At 75.3% G+C, this 17,096-nt stretch carries 4 protein-coding genes; all 4 read right to left on the bottom strand.

Annotated elements, in window-relative coordinates; genetic code table 11:
• Positions 1–55 precede the first annotated feature (55 nt).
• On the bottom strand, positions 56–1,699 hold the full coding sequence (locus tag VGD70_RS08475; RefSeq protein ID WP_331079838.1) for a condensation domain-containing protein: 1,644 nt from the start codon (positions 1,697–1,699) through the stop codon (positions 56–58).
• The gene (locus tag VGD70_RS08470; protein WP_331079837.1) at positions 1,696–11,010 is read right to left on the bottom strand and encodes an amino acid adenylation domain-containing protein; all 9,315 of its coding nucleotides are present in this window, start codon (positions 11,008–11,010) and stop codon (positions 1,696–1,698) included. The genes VGD70_RS08475 and VGD70_RS08470 overlap by 4 nt, the downstream gene beginning before the upstream one ends.
• Positions 11,007–16,175: an amino acid adenylation domain-containing protein gene (locus VGD70_RS08465; protein WP_331079835.1), complete on the bottom strand. Its 5,169-nt coding sequence runs from the start codon at positions 16,173–16,175 to the stop codon at positions 11,007–11,009. The genes VGD70_RS08470 and VGD70_RS08465 overlap by 4 nt, the downstream gene beginning before the upstream one ends.
• Positions 16,172–17,096: hypothetical protein (locus VGD70_RS08460; protein WP_331079834.1), on the bottom strand; the 925-nt coding region annotated here is incomplete at its 5' end. The genes VGD70_RS08460 and VGD70_RS08465, both read right to left, overlap by 4 nt.

The raw sequence follows: 17,096 nt of genomic DNA, 5'->3' as shown, positions 1-17,096 counted from the left end.
CGGATGTCATGGCTGCCGTCTCCTCATGCCTTCTCATCGGTGGGCACCCCAGCGTCTACATCGGACCGCGTCCGGATCGGATGCGGTCGGCGAGACCGGCCGCGGTGGCGTCCCGGAAGATGTCGCGGATCCCGATCCGGTACCCGGTCGCGCGCTCGACCTCGAGCAGCAGGCTCATCGCCGACATCGAGCTGCCCCCGTTGTCGAAGAAGTCGTCGGCCACCCCCAGCCCGGGCTTGCCGAGCACGGCCCGCATGTGGTCGAGGACGAGTGCCTCGACCGCGTCCCGCGGGGCGGCCGGCTCGGGCGGTGCCGCGACTGGCACGGTGACCGGCGCTGGGCGCACCCACTCGTCGGCGGACCCGATGTCCACCTCGGACAGTGGGGTACCTGCGGCCGGGGTGGCGAGCCAGCCGAGCGCCGTCTCCACGCGCTCGAGCACGCGTGCGGCGGTGCCCGCGGTGAGGACGTCCGCGTTGAACTCGAGGTCGAGCACCGCGCCGTCACCGGTGCGGTGCAGGTCCACGGTCAGGTCGTACTTCGCCACGCCGGGCTCGGGGCTCTCCCCGGTGACGTCGACGTCCGGCCAGCGCACCGGGTGCTTGGGGGTGTCCTGGGCGTTCAGCATCACCTGGAACACCGGGGGCCGCGCCGGGTCACGCACCGGCCGCACGTGCTCGACCAGCCGTTCGAACGGCAGGTCCTCGTGCGCGAACGCGGTGCGGCACACGGTCCTGGCGCACGCGAGCAGCTCGGCGGCGGAAGGGTCCCCGGACAGATCGAGGCACAGCGGGACCACCCCGATGAAGCAGCCGACCAGGTCCGCGACCTCCGGCCGCGACCGGCCGGCGGTCGCGGTGCCGACGACCACGACGTCCTGCCCGGCCATCCGGGCGAGGACGGCCGCGTAGGCCGCGAGGACGATCATGAACAGGCTCGCGCCGCCGGACCTGGCGACGTGCTCCGCGCGGCGGACGAGCGCCTCGGGCAGTTGCCGGCTCACCCGGCCGCCCTCGTGGCTCGGCTCGGCCGGGCGGGGAAGGTCGGTGGGCAGGTCGAGCGCGGCGGGTGCCTTCGCCAGGGCCGCCGACCAGTGCGCCAGCTCCGCGCGCAGCAGGTCGCCGGAGAACCGGTCCCGCTGCCACAGCGCGAAGTCGCCGTACTGCACGGGCAGCTCTCGCAGGTCCGGCACGGCGCCGGCGCACAACGCCGAGTACACGATGGACAGTTCGCTGCCGAGCACCCCCAACGACCAGCCGTCGCACGCGATGTGGTGCACCACGGCGAGAAGGACGTGCTCCTCGGCACCGGTGCGCACCAGCACGACCCGCAGCGGCGGCGCGGCCCAGAGGTCGAACGGGCGCCGCAGCACCTTCTGCTGGACCGCGGCCAGCACGTCGCCGGGCAGGCCGGTGAGATCGACGAGGGTCACCGGCACCCGCCACGTTCCGGCCACGACCTGCACCTGCGAGTCCGGCTCGTACCGGGTCCGCAACGCCTCGTGGCGGTCCACCACGTGCTGGAAGCTGTCGGCGAGGACGTCGGGCCGGAGCTTTCCGCGCAGCCGCAGGACGATCGGCATGTGGTACGCCGAGGTCGCCGGGGCGAGCTGCTCGAGGAACCAGAACCGGGTCTGCTGGAACGACAGCGGGAACACATACTCCTCGGCGGCGGCCTCGTACACCTGGGACTCGGTCATCGCGACCCTCCTTCCGGACGGCGGCGCCGGGCCCGCCTGTCGACCGCCACGATCCCGGCGGTGGCCGACGTGTCCTGGTTGCGGCGCACGGCATCGGTGAGCCCGGCGACCGTCGGCGCGAGGAACACCTCGCGCAGCGGGACCTCCACGCCGGTCCGGGCGGTGAGCCCGGCGACGATCCGCGGGATCTGGAGGGAGTGGCCGCCCAGCTCGAACAGGTCGTCGTGGAGGCCGACCGCGGCGAGCTGGAGAACCTCGCAGACCACGTCGGCCGCGGTGCGCTCGAGGGCCGTGGTCGGTGGGTTGCGTAACTGGCCGGGGGCCGCGGGCTCGGGTGCGGGGAGCCGGCCGCGGTCGACCTTCCCGCTGGCGGCCCGGGGAATCGCGTCGACGAACACGACGACGGCCGGCACGAGGTAGGTCGGCAGTGACCGGGTGAGGTGCGCCCGCACCCCCGCGACGTCGACCGCGTCGGGGCGGGCGGGCACGACGTAGGCGACGAGCCGGGCCTGCCCCGTCCCCCGGTCCACGACGACCGCGGCCTCCCGGATGTCGGGGTGGCGCACCAGGGCGGCCTCGACCTCGCCCGGCTCGACCCGGAAGCCGCGGATCTGCACCTGGTCGTCGACGCGGCCGTGGAACTCCAGCGCACCGGCCGCCGTCCACCGCGCCAGGTCGCCGGTCCGGTACAGCCGCCCGCCGCCCGAGTGGAACGGGTCGGGCACGAACGCCGCCGCGGTGGTGCCCGGCCGGCCCAGGTAGCCGCGCGCGAGGCCGGGGCCGGCGAGGTACAGCTCGCCGACGACCCCGGGCGGGACCAGCCGCATCGCGTCGAGCACGTAAGCCCTGGTGTCGGCGTCGGGCATGCCGATCGGCACGGACTCGCCCTGCCAGCCCGGCGGCGCGGGCCACAGCGTGGAGTTCACCGTCGACTCGGTCGGCCCGTAGGCGTTGAGCAGCCGGCACCGGGTACCGAACCGGGCGACGACCTCCGCGGGCACGGTCTCCGACCCGGTGAGCACCGTCGCGCCGGCGGGCGGCGCGCAGTCCGCGGGTAGCACGGCCAGCAGCGACGGCGGCAGCGCGAGATGGGTGACCCCGTGCTCGGCGAGGTAGTCGGTGAGCGGGCGGCCGGGCACCCGCCGGTCCGCGGGCACGATCACCAGCCGGCCGCCGACCAGCAACGACATGCACAGCTCCCAGAACGCCACGTCGAACGCGACCGACGCGAACTGCAGGACCCGGCTGTCCGGTCCGACGCCGAACCGCTCGACCGCGGTCGCCACCAGCTTGACGACGCCGGTGTGGGTGACCATGACGCCCTTGGGCATGCCTGTGGAGCCCGAGGTGTAGATGACGTAGGCGAGGTTCGCCGGGACCAGCGGGCACGCCCGGTCGGCGTCGGTCGGCGCCTGGTCATGGCGGTGGTCGAGTGACTCGACCACCGCCGGGTCGTCCAGTAGCACGACACGCTCGCGCGGGGGCAGGGCCCGCGCCAGCGCGCGGGTGCTCAGCACCAGCACGGGGTCGGCGTCAGCCAGCACCAGCTCGGTCCGGCTCGCCGGGTGGTCGGGGTCGATCGGCAGGTAGCCGGCGCCGGCCTTGAGCACCGCGAGCATCGCGACCACGACGTCGGCCGAGCGCGGCAGGACCAGCGCGACCAGGGTGTCCGGCCCGGCGCCGCGCTCGATGAGCAGGTGGGCCAGCCGGTTCGCCGCGACGTCCAGCTCGGCGTAGGTCATCGTCTCGATCTCGTGGACCACCGCCACCCGGTCCGGGCCGGCCGCGACCCGTGCCTCGAACAGGTCGGGGAAGGTGGCGCTCGGCTGCCCGCTCGCCGTGTCGTTCCACTCGGCCAGCAGCCGGTGCCGGGTCGGCTCGCCGACCAGGTCGACCGTGCCGATCGGACCGTCCGGTTCGGAGAGCACCTGGCTGAGCAGCGACACCAGCTGGTCGGCGAGGCCCGCCGCTGTGCTCGCGTCGAACAGGTCCGCCGCGTAGCCGAGCAGGCCGTCGACGCCGCCGCCCTCGTCCCGCTCGGTGAAGGTGAACCCGAGGTCGAACTTGGCCGCACCCGGTTCGACGTGCTCGACGTGGACGGACAGGCGGGGAAGCTCGACCGCGGTCCGGACGGCGTGGCGGTAGGCGACCGCCACCTGGAACAGCGGGTGCACGCCCACGACGCGCGGCGGGTTGAGCGCCTCGACGAGCTGCTCGAACGGCAGGTCGGCGTTGTCGAACGCGGCGAGGTCCCGGTCGCGGACCCGGGCGACCAACTCCGCGAAGGTCGGGTTGCCCGACGTGTCGGCGCGCAGCACCAGCGTGTTGAGGAACATGCCGACCAGGTCGTCGAGCGCGCCGTCGGCGCGCGCATCGATCGGCGTGCCCAGTGGGATGTCCGGACCGGCGCCGAGCTTGGACAGCAACGTCGCGACGGCGGCCTGCAGCACCATGAACGGCGTGGCACCGCACCGCCGTGCAAGCGCGCCGAGCCGGTCGCAGAGGGCGGGGTCCAGCGCGAAGCCGACCGTGCCGCCCCGGTAGCCGGCCTCCGCCCGCCTGAGCCGGTCGACCGGCAGCGCGAGCCTCGTCGGCAGCTCGGCCAGCGCGTCGCGCCAGAACGCCAGCTGCCGGCCCAGCACGCTGTCCGGCGCGTCCGTGCCCCCCAGCACCCGCCGCTGCCAGATCGCGTAGTCCGGGTACTGCACGGGCAGCGGGGCCCAGAACGGCTCGGCACCGGCGCACCGCGCGGTGTAGGCCGTGGCGAGATCGGTGAGGAACGGGCGGAGCGAGGCCTCGTCACCGGCGATGTGGTGCACCACCACGAGCAGCACGTGCTCCTCGGCGCTCAGCCGGAAAAGGGTGCCGCGCAACGGGATCTCGCTGGTGAGGTCGAACGGGTACCGGGCGGCACCGGCGATCGCCGCGGCCAGCTCGGGCTCGGCAACGGCCCGGGCGGTGAGCGGGACCGGCAGTGCGCCCGGCTCGACCACGATCTGCCGGGCGATCCCGTCGATGTCGGGGAACACCGTGCGGAGGCTCTCGTGCCGGCTGAGCACGTCCTCGAGCGCGGCGGTCAGCGCCTCCGGGTCGAGCGTGCCCGACAGGCGCAGCGCGACCGGGATGTTGTAGCTCGGGCTCGGCCCCTCCAGGCGGTGCAGGAACCACAGGCGCTGCTGCGCGAAGGACAGCGGGACCAGGTCGCGGTCGGCGATGCGCACGGGGTGCGGCCGGGCCGGCGCGGCATCGGTCACGGCGGTCGCGGACAGCTCGGCCGCGAGCGCCGCCACGGTCGGGTGCTCGAACACCTGCCGCACCGACACCCGCCGCCCGGTCAGCTCCGAGAGCCGCCCGGCCACCCGGGTCGCGAGCATCGAGTGGCCGCCGAGCGCGAAGAAGTCCGCGAGCACCGAGACCGGGCCATCGGCGAGACCGAGCACGTCCGCCCAGACCGCGGCCACCGTCGCCTCGAGCTCCGTCCGGGGCGCGACGTGCTGGGGTGTCACCGCGCGGGCGGGTGCGGGCAGGGCCCCACGGTCGGTCTTGCCGTTCGGCGTGCGCGGCACCCGGTCCAGTACCACGGTCGCCGCCGGCACCATGTGGTCGGGCAGGAAGTCGCGGGCCCAGCCGGTCAGCTCCGCGGCGTCCGGTGGCCGCTCGCCGGGGACGACGTAGGCGACCAGGCGGTCCTCGCGCACCGCGACGACAGCCTCCGCGACCGCGGGGTGGGCAGCGAGCCGGGCCTCCACCTCACCCAGCTCGACGCGGTGGCCGCGGATCTTCACCTGACCGTCGGACCGGCCGGCGAACCGCAGCCGGCCGTCGTGGCCGAACCTGGCCAGGTCACCCGTGCGGTACAGGCGTTCCCCCGGCCGCAGCGGCGAGGGCAGGAACCGCTGCGCGGTGAGCCCCGGGCGCCCGTGGTAGCCGTCGGCGACACCAGCACCGCCGACGTACAGCTCGCCCACCGCACCGGCCGGAATCGGGCGCATGCGGTCGTCCAGGAGGAGCACGTCGGTGTTGACGATCGGCCGGCCGAGCGCGATGTCCGCCGGGTCAACCGCCGGGTCCACAGTGGACCAGATAGTGGTCTCGGTCGGGCCGTACAGGTTGCCGGTCGCGACACCGGCCTCCCGCAGGCCGGCGGCGACCTCCGGTGGCAGCGCCTCGCCGCCGCACCACGCGCGGAACCCCGGCGGCGGGTGCCAGCCCGACTCCAGCAGCATCCGCCAGGTCGACGGCGTCGCCTGCATCGCCGTGGCACCGGCGGTCGCGAGCAGCTCGCCGAGCAGCACGGGGTCACCCGCTTGCGCGGCCGACGCGAGCACCAGCCGCGCGCCGGCGAGCAGCGGCCCGAACACCTCGAGCACCGAGATGTCGAACGACAGGGTCGTGACGGCGAGCAGCGTGTCCGCCGGCCCGAGGCGCCACTGCGCGGTCATCGCCGAGAGCAGGTTCAGCACCGCGGCGTGGGGCACGAGCACGCCCTTGGGCCGGCCGGTCGACCCGGACGTGTACATCACGTACGCCCGGTCACCACCGCGCACCGCGGGCAGCGCCACCGGCGCGGACGGGCCGGCCAGCAGCTCGCCGAACCCGACGATGTCCACATCGGACACCAGTGCGGCGGCGGCCGCGGGGCTCGCCGCCGCGAGCACCGTCGCACCCGAGTCGGACAGCATGAAACCCAGCCGCCGCAACGGGAACCGCGGGTCCAGCGGCACGTACGCCGCGCCGGCCAGCCAGACACCCAACAGCACCGGCACCACGGCGGGCGACCGGTCCGCGAGCACCGCGACCACGTCGCCCCGCCGCACGCCCCGGGCGACCAGCGCGCCGGCGACGCGAGTGGCGTCCTGGCGCAGCGCCGCGTAGGACAGCGACATCGCGACGTCCCGGCCGTCGAGGACGGCTACGCGGTCGCCCCGGTCCTCGGCGAGCACCGCCGCCGCGACGGTGCCGGACGGCACCGGCGCCACCGGCCCGGTGCCGACCTGCGCCAGCCACGCCCGCTCCCCGGGCGCCAAGGCGTCCACAGTGGACAATCGGGCCTCGGGCCCGGCCGCCAGCGCGCGCAGCGTGGCGCCGACGCGGGCGACCATGCGGTCGACGGTCACGTCGGCGAGCACGTCGGCGTTGAACTCGACGTGGCCGCCGATCTCCCCGGTCTGCTCCCGCAGCCACAGGGTGAGGTCGTGCTGGGCGGTGCCGGTGGTGATCCGGTACGGCTTGGCCGTCACGCCGGGCAGGTCGAGGTTGGGCTGCGTGCCGCTCTCCAGCGCCAGCATCACCTGGAACACCGGGGTCCTCGACAGGTCCCGGTCCGGGCGCAGGTGCTCGACCAGCCGCTCGAACGGCACGTCCTGATGCCCATAGGCGTCCAGGCACGCCGAGCGAACCCGGGCCAGCAACTCGCGGACGGTCGGGTCCCCGGTGAGGTCGACCCGCAGGGGCACCACGTCGACGAAGCACCCGACCAGCCGGTCCACCTCCGGCACGGGCCGGCCGGCGACCGGCGTGCCGATGACGATGTCGTCCTGGCCGCTGACCCGGCGCAGCACCAGCGCGAGCGCGGCGAGCAGCGCCATGAACGAGGTGACCTCGTGGTCCTGGGCCAGGGTCCGGGCCGCCGCGGTGACCTCGCGGGCCAGGCGGACCGGCCGGGTACCGCCACGCCGGCGGAAGACCGCCGGCCTCGGGTGGTCGGTCGGCAGGTCGAGGGCGGGCGGTGCGCCGGACAGCGTCTCGCACCAGTGCGCGAGCTCGTCGCGCAGGGCGTCGTCGGACTGCGTCTCACGCTGCCACGCGGCGAAGTCGCCGTACTGCACCGGCAGCTCCGGCAGGCTCGGCCGGCGCCCCGCGACCCGCGCGGCGTACGCCTCGGACAGCTCGCCCGCCAGCAGCCCGACCGACCACCCGTCGCAGGCGATGTGGTGCACCACCAGGAGCAGCAGGTGCTCCACGTCGGTCACCCGCACCAGCACGGCCCGCAGCGGCGGGCCGGAGGTCAGGTCGAACGGGACCAGCGCCACCTGCTCGAGCACGGCGGCCGCGGCGTCCGGCGGGTCGCCGGCCGCGCTCACGTCCACAATGGACAGCGGGACGTCGCCGGATGCCGGCACGCGGATCACCGGCCGGTCGCCGTCGGCGCACACCGTGCCGCGCAGCGTCTCGTGCCGGCCGACGACCAGCCGCAGGGCGTCGTGCAGGGCCGCGACGTTCAGGGCGCCGGTCAGCGCCACCGCGAGCGGCATGTTGAACATCGGGCTCGCCGGGTCGTAGGTCTGCATGAACCACAGCCGCTGCTGCGCGAAGGACAGCGGCAGCGTGGTGTGGTCGGACAGCGGCCGCGGCGGCGGCACCCGGTGGGTGTCCTGCCGATCGGCCGCGGCGGCCATCGCGCGCAGCGTCGGGTGGTCGAACACCAGCTGGACGGGAACCGCCCGGCCGAGGTCGCGGGACAGCCGGGCGACCAGCCGGCTCGCCAGCAGCGAGTGCCCGCCGAGGTGGAAGAAGTTGTCGTCCCGGGAGATCACCCGCAGGTCGACGTCGAGCACGTCCGCCCAGGCGGCCGCGACCGACCGTTCCGGTCCGTCGGCGGGCGCGGACCGGGTCGCGCCGAGCGACGTGCGGGCGGGCGGGGGCAGCAGCTCGGCGTCCGGCTCGCCGTCGGCGTCGAGCGGGATGCGTGGCACGTCGACGAACACGTCCGGCACCTCGACGGGCGGCAGGCGCCGGGCGAGCCGGGCACGCCGCTCGGCGTGGTCGGGCGAGGCGCCGGGGGCGGGCACGACGTAGGCGACGCGGCCGGGGTTGCCCTGCACGTCATCGCGCACGAGGACCGCCGCGTCGAGAATGTCGGCCTGGCCCAGCAGCCACCGCTCTGCCGGTGCGTCGGCCGGCAGGAGCGAGCCGTCCGCGCGGCGGACCGCGCGCTCGCCCGTCCGGTACAGCCGCTCGCCGGCGTCGAACGGCGACGGCACGAACCGGTCCGCCGTCGCCGCCGGCCGGTTGTGGATCCCGGTCGCGGCACCGCCGATGTACACCTCGCCGACCGCGCCGACGGGCACCGGCCGCAGCGCGGCGTCCAGCACGTGGACCCGGCCGTCGGGACGGCGCACCTGCCCACGCGTCCCGCCGGGGTGCCCGTCGACGACCAGCTCACCTACCGCGGACAGCGCGGAGGGCCGGTCGACCAGGATCGACCGGAGCTGCCGGCCGGTCAGGGCCACGGTGGTCACGCCGTGCTCGGTCACCGCGGCCGCCACGCCGTCGGCCAGGTCCGGCCCGACCACGACGCCACGCGAGCCGGTGAGCAGGGTGCACCACAGCTCCAGCAGTCCCGACGGCGTCGAGGGTCCCGCGGCGTGGAGGTACGCCTCCGCGGGCCGGGCACCGGCGGCGAGTGTGGCGAGGGCGGCGTGGGTGAAGGTCAGGCCGTCGGCCGTGACCGCGGCGAGCGCGGCCGGGTAACCGAGCCGAGCGACCCCGCCGCCCGCACCGTCCACAGCGGACTCGAGCAGGTCCACGGCGAGAGTGCCGACCCCTGCCGGACCCAGCTCGTCGAGCCCGGCGGACGTGCCCAGCAGCAGGCACGGCTCGCTGCGCGCCAGCGCTTCCCAGTGCCGCTCGACGGGATGCCCTGGGTCGAGGACGAGACTGTGCCCACCCGCGAGGACGACGGCGAGGCAGGCCACCGCGTGCTCGACCCCGGCGGCGAGGTACACCGCCACCGGCCGGCGGCCCAGCACATCCTCGCCACACCGGGCGCGCAGGACCGCCGCGAGCCGCCCGGCCCGTGCGATCAGCTCGCCGTAGGTCACGTGTCCGGTGGGATCGACGACGGCCACCGCGTCCGGGGTACGCGCGGCGACCTCGGCCACCGCCTCGCCGAGCCCGCCGCCGCCTCCGCCGGGTGAGTCCGGCGGAGGCGGCGGCCGCTCGACGGTGTCATCGGTGTCCGGCAAGGTCAGGGCCGACAGCGGCGCGTTCGGCTCGGTCGACGCGGCGGCCAGGAAGGCACGCACGGACCGGACGAGGCTGTGCACCACCTCCTCGTCGAAGCGGGCCGTGTGGTACTCGCAGCGCAGCACCGTGTGGCCGGCGTGCCGCTCGACCCCCAGCGTCAGCGGGAACTTCGGCGCCCGGGCCGGCACGGGCAGCACCTCGACGTCGACGTTGCCGAGCCGGCCGGTGGCCAGCAGCTCGGGGGTGATCGTGAGCATCAGGTCGAACAGGGCCGCCCTGTCGGCCGACGCGGGCCCGGCGATCTGGTCCACCAGCACGTCGAACGGCACATCGCCGTGCGCGATCGCCGCGCGGGTGGCGCGGCCGGCGATCGAGACCAGCTCGGCGAAGCTGGGATCGCCGTCCCAGCGGACCCGGACCGGCAGCGTGTTCACCAGCAGGCCGACCGTGCCCTGCGTCTCCGGGCCGGACCGGCGGGCGTGCGGCACGCCGATCACCACGTCGGACCGCCCGGTGAACCGGTGGCACACCGCGGCGAGCGCGGCGAGGTGGACGGCGTGGTCGGTGTCGCGGTGCTGCCGGGCGAACCCGCCGACCGCGGTGGTCAGGTGCGCGGGCAGCGGCAGCGTGGTGGTGCGGCAGGCCTGCTCCGGTGGCAATTCCACCCGGTCGGGCAGCCCGGAGGGCAGCACCCCGGCGAGCGTGCGCACCCAGTGACTCGCCGATGTGTCCGATGCGGAGGCCGCCTCGCGCAGAGCGAGGTCCACCGGGCACAGCCCGGGCGCGGTCCCGGTGAGCGTGCCGCCGGCGAACGCGACGTCGAGGTCGGCCAGCAGCAACCCGACCGACCAGCCGTCCGCGACGATGTGGTGGACGACGAGCAGCAGCAGGTGGTCGTCGTCGGCCAGGCGCCACAGGACCGAGCGGACGAGCGGCCCGCACGCGAGGTCGAACGGCTCGTGGGCGGACCGGATGGCCTCCCGCACCACCTCCGCCGGGTCCCGGCCGATTCGGTCCACAATGGACATACCAGGTGGCTGGGTCGCCTGGACCCGTTGCAGCGGCCGGCCGTCGACGGCGACGAACGTGGTGCGCAGCGACTCGTGCCGGTCGACCACCCGCTGCAACGCGGCCGCGAGCCGGCGCTCGTCGAGCCGGCCGCGCAGGCGGAGCAGGGCCGGCATGTGGTAGGCGGTGTCCCCCGGGCGCAGCTGGTCGAGGAACCACAGGCTGCGTTGCGCGGCGGTCAGCGGGAACAGGCCGGCCCGCTCCCCCGGCGAAGCGCTCATCCTGGCGAGGAGCGCGCGCTGCGCGTCGGACAGCAGCTCGGGCGACGCGGTCACGACACCTCTCCTGCGTCGGGTTCCAGATACCGGTACGCCTCGTCCGGGAGCGTGGCGATGTGGTCGAGCAGCACGTGGGTCAGGTCGGCGCCGCGGCGCCGGCGTGGCTGCGCGGCGAGGAGCGCACCCAGCTCGGCGACCGTCGGGTGGTCCATCACGTGGCACGGCTCCACCGGCACGTCGAGCCGCGCGGTGAGGTGGGCGGACGCGCGGGTGGCGAGCAGCGAGTGGCCGCCCAGCTCGAAGAAGTCGTCGGTGCGGCCGACCGCCGGCCGCTCCAGCAGTTCGGCCCACACCTCGGCGATCGCCGTCTCGACCTCGCCGACCGGGGCCACGGTCACGGTCACCGGCTCGGGGCGCGGCAGGCGCCTCAGGTCGAGCTTGCCGTTCAGCGTCGTCGGCCACTCGTCGACGAGCAGCACCGTGCCGGGCACCATCGGCCCAGGCAGCCGGGCGCGCAGGTACGCCGTGATCTCCGCGCCGAGGGTCGGCTCGCCCGCCCGGGCACCGCCGACCCGGGCGTAGCCGACCAGCCGGGTGTCCGGTGCCGTGCCGTCGGCCACCACCACGGCCGCGGTCACCGCCGGGTGGGTTGCCAGCACGGTCTCGATCTCGCGCGGCTCCACCCGCATGCCACGCACCTTCACCTGCTGGTCCGCCCGTCCGAGGAAGACGAGCTGCCCGTCGGGCCGGTACCGCGCGAGGTCGCCGGTGCGGTAGAGCCGCCCGCCGGCGGTGAACGGGTCGGGCACGAACCGGTCCGCGGTGAGCCCGGGCCGGCCGCGATAGCCCCGGGCGACCCCCGCGCCGCCGACGACGATCTCGCCGACCGCGCCGACCGGGACCGGCCGCAGCGCGGTGTCGAGCAGGTATACCGGGCAGTTGCCGAGCGAGGCACCCAGCGGCGTGATGCCGTCCTGGGTCCCGGCGGGGTCGAGGTGGTGGAAGGTCGCGCACACCGTCGTCTCGGTCGGCCCGTAACCGTTGACGATCCTCAGCCCCGGCACCCGCCCGGCGATGCGGCGCAGGAGCGCCTGCTGGATCGGCTCGACCCCCACCAGCAGCCGGCGCAGCGCGAGCCGGCCCGGACTGTGGACGAGGAGGTCCGCGAGCTCGGGCAGCAGGTGCGCCGGCAGGAAGGCGCTGGCGACCCGGCGCTCGGCCAGCCAGTCGAGCACGGCACCGGCGTCGTGCCGGGCGGCGGGCGGGCACACCTGCACGGTCGCGCCGGCCACGAGTGCCGAGAAGACCTCGAGCACCGACACGTCGAAGCCGGGGCTGGTCCACCAGCCCACCGCATCACCGGGCGCGACGGGCGCCCGCTCGGCGTAGTCGCGGACGAGGTTCAGCACCCCGCGATGTCCACATGCGACACCCTTCGGGGTGCCCGTCGAGCCGGAGGTGTAGATCACGTGTGCCAGCTGGTCGGGATGGCGCACCAGCTCGGGCGGGTTCCGGTCCTGGCCGGCGGCGTCCTCGACCAGCACGACCCGGCCGCGCAGCACGTCCGCCCGCGCGGTGGAGAGCTCCCGGTTGGTCACGGTCACCGGCGCGCTCGCGTCGTCGAGGATCGCGGCCAGCCGGCCGTCCGGGTTGTCGACGTCGAGCGGCAGGTACGGCGAGCCGGCTCGCTGCGCGGCCAGCATCGCCACGACGAGGTCGCGGCCGGCGGGCAGCAGCAGGGCGACCGGCTCGTCGTCCCCGGCGCCGTGCTCGGCGAGGATCGCGGCCAACGTGGCGGAGCGCCGGTCCAGTTCGCCGTAGGTCAGCACGCCGCCCGCGTCAGCCACCGCCACCGCGCCGGGATCTCGCATGCCGACGGCGAACACCGCCTCCGGCAGGGTGCCCGGACCGTCCACTCGGGACGGACAGGTGTTCCAGTCGTGGACCAGCCGCCGCCACTCCTCGCCGGTGAGCAGCTCGACCTCGCCCGGGCGCAGGCCGGGCGCGGTGGTGACCTCGGCGAGCACCCTCGCCCAGTGGTCTGCGAACGCCGCCACGTCGGGCTCGGTGAGCGCCTCGGTGTCGTAGATCAGCGAGCAGGCGAACCCGTCGGGGGCGGCGCCGATCTCCACGGTGAGCTCGAACGGCGCGGTCCGCTGGTCGACGAACCGGGCGCGGGCGGTGAGCGTGCCGAAGGGTTGCGGCCGGTCGCCGGTCAGCAGCGAGAGCGCGTGCCCCTGCGGAACCTGTTGCTGCAGAAGGACGATCCGGATCAGGTCCGCGCGCCGGTCCGCCGGCACGACCTGTTCGACGATGCGCTGGTACGGGTAGTCCTGGTGGGCCTGGGTTTCGGCCGATCGCGCGGCCACCCGGCCGAGGTGCGCGCGGAAGTCCGCGCCGTCGTCGATCTCGCAGACGAACGGCAGCGGGTTCACGAAGTAGCCGACGGCGGCCGCGGCCTCCGGATCGAGCCGGCCCGCCGCGGGGACGCCGAGCAGGAACCGGTGCTCGCCGGTATAGCGGTACAACGTCCAGGCAAAACTGGTCAGCAGCACCGAGTACGGCGTCGCGCCGGTCTCCCGCACGAGGTCGTGCACCGCGTCGACGACCGAGGACGGCATCCGCATGCGGTAGCGCCGCGCGGGTGCGGCGACGCGCCGGTGCGGGCGGGCCTGCGGCAGCGCGCCCGGGGGCGGCAGGTCCGCCAGCGCGTCGCGCCAGTACGCGGCCAGCTCCGTACCGCGCTCCCCGGCGAGCCGATCGGCCTGCCGCGCGGCCACCCGGGCGGGGTCACCGGGCGGGGCAAGGCGTGGTTGCTCGCAGCGCGCCAGGCACTCGTATGCCTCCGCGAACTCGCCGGCCAGCAGGTCGAGCGACCACACGTCGCACGCCATGTGGTGCGCGCACAGCACGAGGACCGAAGCGTCCGGCCCGTGCAGCAAGGTCGCGCGCCACAGCGGGCCGGTGGCGGGATCGATGCCCGCCGAGGCGTGCTCGCGCACCGCGTGCTCCAGCTCGGCCTCGGTGGCGCCGGCCAGGTCCACCACGCGCAGCGCCAGCGGCCGCGGGCACGCGCACCGCACGGGCTCGCCCGCCTCGTCGGGGAAGTACGTGCGCAGCGCGGGGTGCCGGCCGGCGAGCAGGTCGACAACCTGGGCGGCGAGCTGGTCGTCCACCGGGCCGAGGAGGTCCAGCGCGATCGACAGGACGTAGTGGTCGGGGTCGCCGGATAGCCGGCTCGCGAGCCACAGGCCCCGCTCGCCGTCGCTGGGCCGGGTGAGGTCCGCCGACGGCACGCCGGTGTCGGGCCGCGCCGTCGTGGCCGAGTCGGCCAGCTCCGCCGGTGTCGCGCCGACGAGCAGGTCCCGCAGCGCCAGCTCGACGCCGAGCGTCTCCCGGGCCGCGCGGGCCAGCTCCACCGCCCGCAGGGAGTCCAGGCCGGCCGCGGTGAGCGAGGTGCCGACACCGACGGTGACGACCTCGAGCACGGTCGCCGCGAGGTCCGCCACCCGCCGGCCGAGGTCCGGCCCGGCCCGGTCCGGTGCCGCGTCGGTCCGCTGCTCCTCCAGCAGGGGCAGCGTGCCGCCCAGGTAACGCAGCCGGCACTCGGCGCGGCGGATCTTGCCGCTCGGGGTCTTGGGGATGGCGCCCTTGCCCGCGAGCAGCACCACCTCGGGCCGCACGCCGAACGCGGCGACGAGACCGCTGCGCACCGCGGCGATCACCCCCGCGCGTGCCTCCGGGTCGTCGGTCGTCAGCTCCACCAGCACCGCGAGCCCCGGCTCACCGGCCACGTCCACCTCGAACGCGGCCACCGCACCCGGCCGGATCGCCGGATGGCATCCGCCGACGGCGTGCTCGAGGTCCTCGGCGGGCAGGTTGCGGCCCCGCACGATCACCAGGTCCTTGAGCCGGCCGGTCACGTACAGCTCGCCGCCGTGCAGGAACCCGAGGTCGCCGGTCCGCAACGTGCGCGGGCCGGCGCCGTCCACCTCGAACGCCGCGGCGGTGGCGGCCGGGTCCTGCCAGTAGCCGAGCGCCACGCTCGGGCCACGCACGCAGATCTCGCCGATCTCACCGTCCGGCAACGCTGCCGGCTGCCCCGGGACGCGCACCTCGATCGTGTGGCCGGGCACCGCCGAGCCGCAGGAGATCGGCGCGGGACCCGACAGGTCGGTGGGCGGCCGCGGGCACGGGCGGAACCCGGTGCCTCGCCCCACCCCGGCGGCGATCAGCGTGCTCTCCGCGAGCCCGTAGCACGGGTAGAGGGCCGAGCGGGAGAACCCGTGTGGCTCGAAGGCCGCCACGAACCGCTCGAACGTGTCGGCCCGGATCGGCTCCGCACCGCAGAAGGCGACCGCCCAGGATGACAGGTCCAGCCCCTCCCGCCGCTCCGGGGAGATCTTGCGGACGCACAGGTCGAAGGCGAAGTTGGGGCCGCCGCTGGTCGTCGCGCGGAACTCGCTGACCGCCAGCAGCCACGACATGGGGCTGGCGAGGAAGTCCAGCGGCGACATCAGCTGCACGGGGAAGCCGGTGTAGATCGGCTGCAGGATCCCGCCGATCAGCCCCATGTCGTGGTACGGCGGCAGCCAGATGACCCCGCGGCTGTCCCGGGAGTGTCCGAACAGGACCCGGATGGCGTCGGAGTTGTCCAGCAGGTTGGCGTGCGTGACGACGGTGCCCTTGGGGTTGCTCGTCGAGCCCGAGGTGTACTGCAGGAACGCCACCGTGTCGGCCCGGTCCGGCACCGGCTCGCCGTGCGGGTCGCCGGACTCGGCCACGTCGACGCCGACCCACGCCATCGGGCGGTCCAGCCCGTTGCGCACGAGGCTGTCCCGCGCGAACTCGACCAGGTCCGGCAGGGTCAGCACAACGCTCGGCTCCGCGTCGGCCACCACCGACATCAGCCGCGGCACCTGGCGCTCGTCGAGCGGCGGGTAGGTCGGCACCGCGATCACCCCGGCGTAGAGGCAGCCGAAGAACGCGGTCACGTAGTCCGCACCCGGCGGGAGGAGCAGCACCGCGCGCTCTCCCGGCGTGGTCACCTCGGCGAGCCGGGCCGCGATCGCCGAGGCCTTGCGGTGCAGCTGCCCGTAGGTCAGCTCGCACGCCGGGTTGCGGAAGTGCAGCGCCACCTCGTCGGGTGTCTCGCCCGCCCGCCGCGCGAGGACGTGCGCGAACGAGGGCATCTGTCGCATCGCGAACTGGCCGTTGGTCATACCTGCCCCACGATCTTGGTCCGGGCGAGCTTGAGTGCGTGGACGACGTCGACGGCGGGCAGCGCGCTCGTGTCGCTGGTCCGCAGGCTCGGGCCGGTGGTGCCGCCGAACCGCGCGCAGACGTACTTGTGCGAGTCGTAGACCCGGCCGAGCGCGCGGACGAACGCGCGGTGGTCGGGGCCCAGCTCGGCGGGCAGCGCCCGCAGCGCCGGGCGGAGCGCGGCGAACAGCCGTACGAGGTACTGGTGGTCCGGGGAGAGCAGCCCGCTGAACCCGCCGCCGACGAACGGCGGCTCCATCGACGGCCGCACCCGCCCGTTGTACTGCGCAGCGCTGAACTCCGCGGCGAACACGAACGCCGCGGCGGACCCCATGAGCAGCCGGGTGGCCAGCCGCAGGTTCCGCCGCGCCGCCGCGGTGTCCTCTTCGGACAGCCCGGCGCGGAAGGACTGCAGCGTGACGATCAGGCACTGGGTCAGCACGAAGAACACGTGGTGGCCGACCCGCCAGCGCCGGTCCGGGTCCATGTGCCAGCGCAGCAACCGCGGCTGGGTCAGCACCACCGGCACCTCGTCGGCGGGCTCGCCGACGCTGCGGCTGATCATCCGCTGCAGGATCGAGCACAGCGCCGACCAGTCGCCCCAGCTCAGCCGGGTGCCGCTGGCCATGCCCTCCTCGAGCAGCGAGCGATAGGCCATCAGCAGGCTGTGCGCGAACACGCCACCCGTGGCGGAGCCGGCCCGGACGATGCCGAAGAACGCGTCGTACTCCAGCAGCCGCTCGTCGTAGCGGTATGGCACGGTGGACTCCGGCGCCGCCGCCCGGTCGGCCCGCAGCGGCGGCGCCGGCAGCACCCGCAGCCGCTCCAGCAGGTCGGTGCCGGACGCGCCGGCGGCCATCCGCCGGGCGAGCCGCAGCGTC

This window comes from Actinophytocola sp. (assembly GCF_036402745.1).
GTDB lineage: Bacteria > Actinomycetota > Actinomycetes > Mycobacteriales > Pseudonocardiaceae > Actinophytocola.
Note: the sequence above shows the minus strand (reverse complement) of the source record. Positions and strands in the feature narration are given on the sequence as shown.

What these genes read in the sequence shown, in the direction of transcription:
- VGD70_RS08475 (WP_331079838.1), bottom strand. Translation starts at nt 1,699, where the DNA reads ATGACCGAGTCCCAGGTGTACGAGGCCGCCGCCGAGGAGTATGTGTTC.
- VGD70_RS08465 (WP_331079835.1), bottom strand. Translation starts at nt 16,175, where the DNA reads ATGACCAACGGCCAGTTCGCGATGCGACAGATGCCCTCGTTCGCGCAC.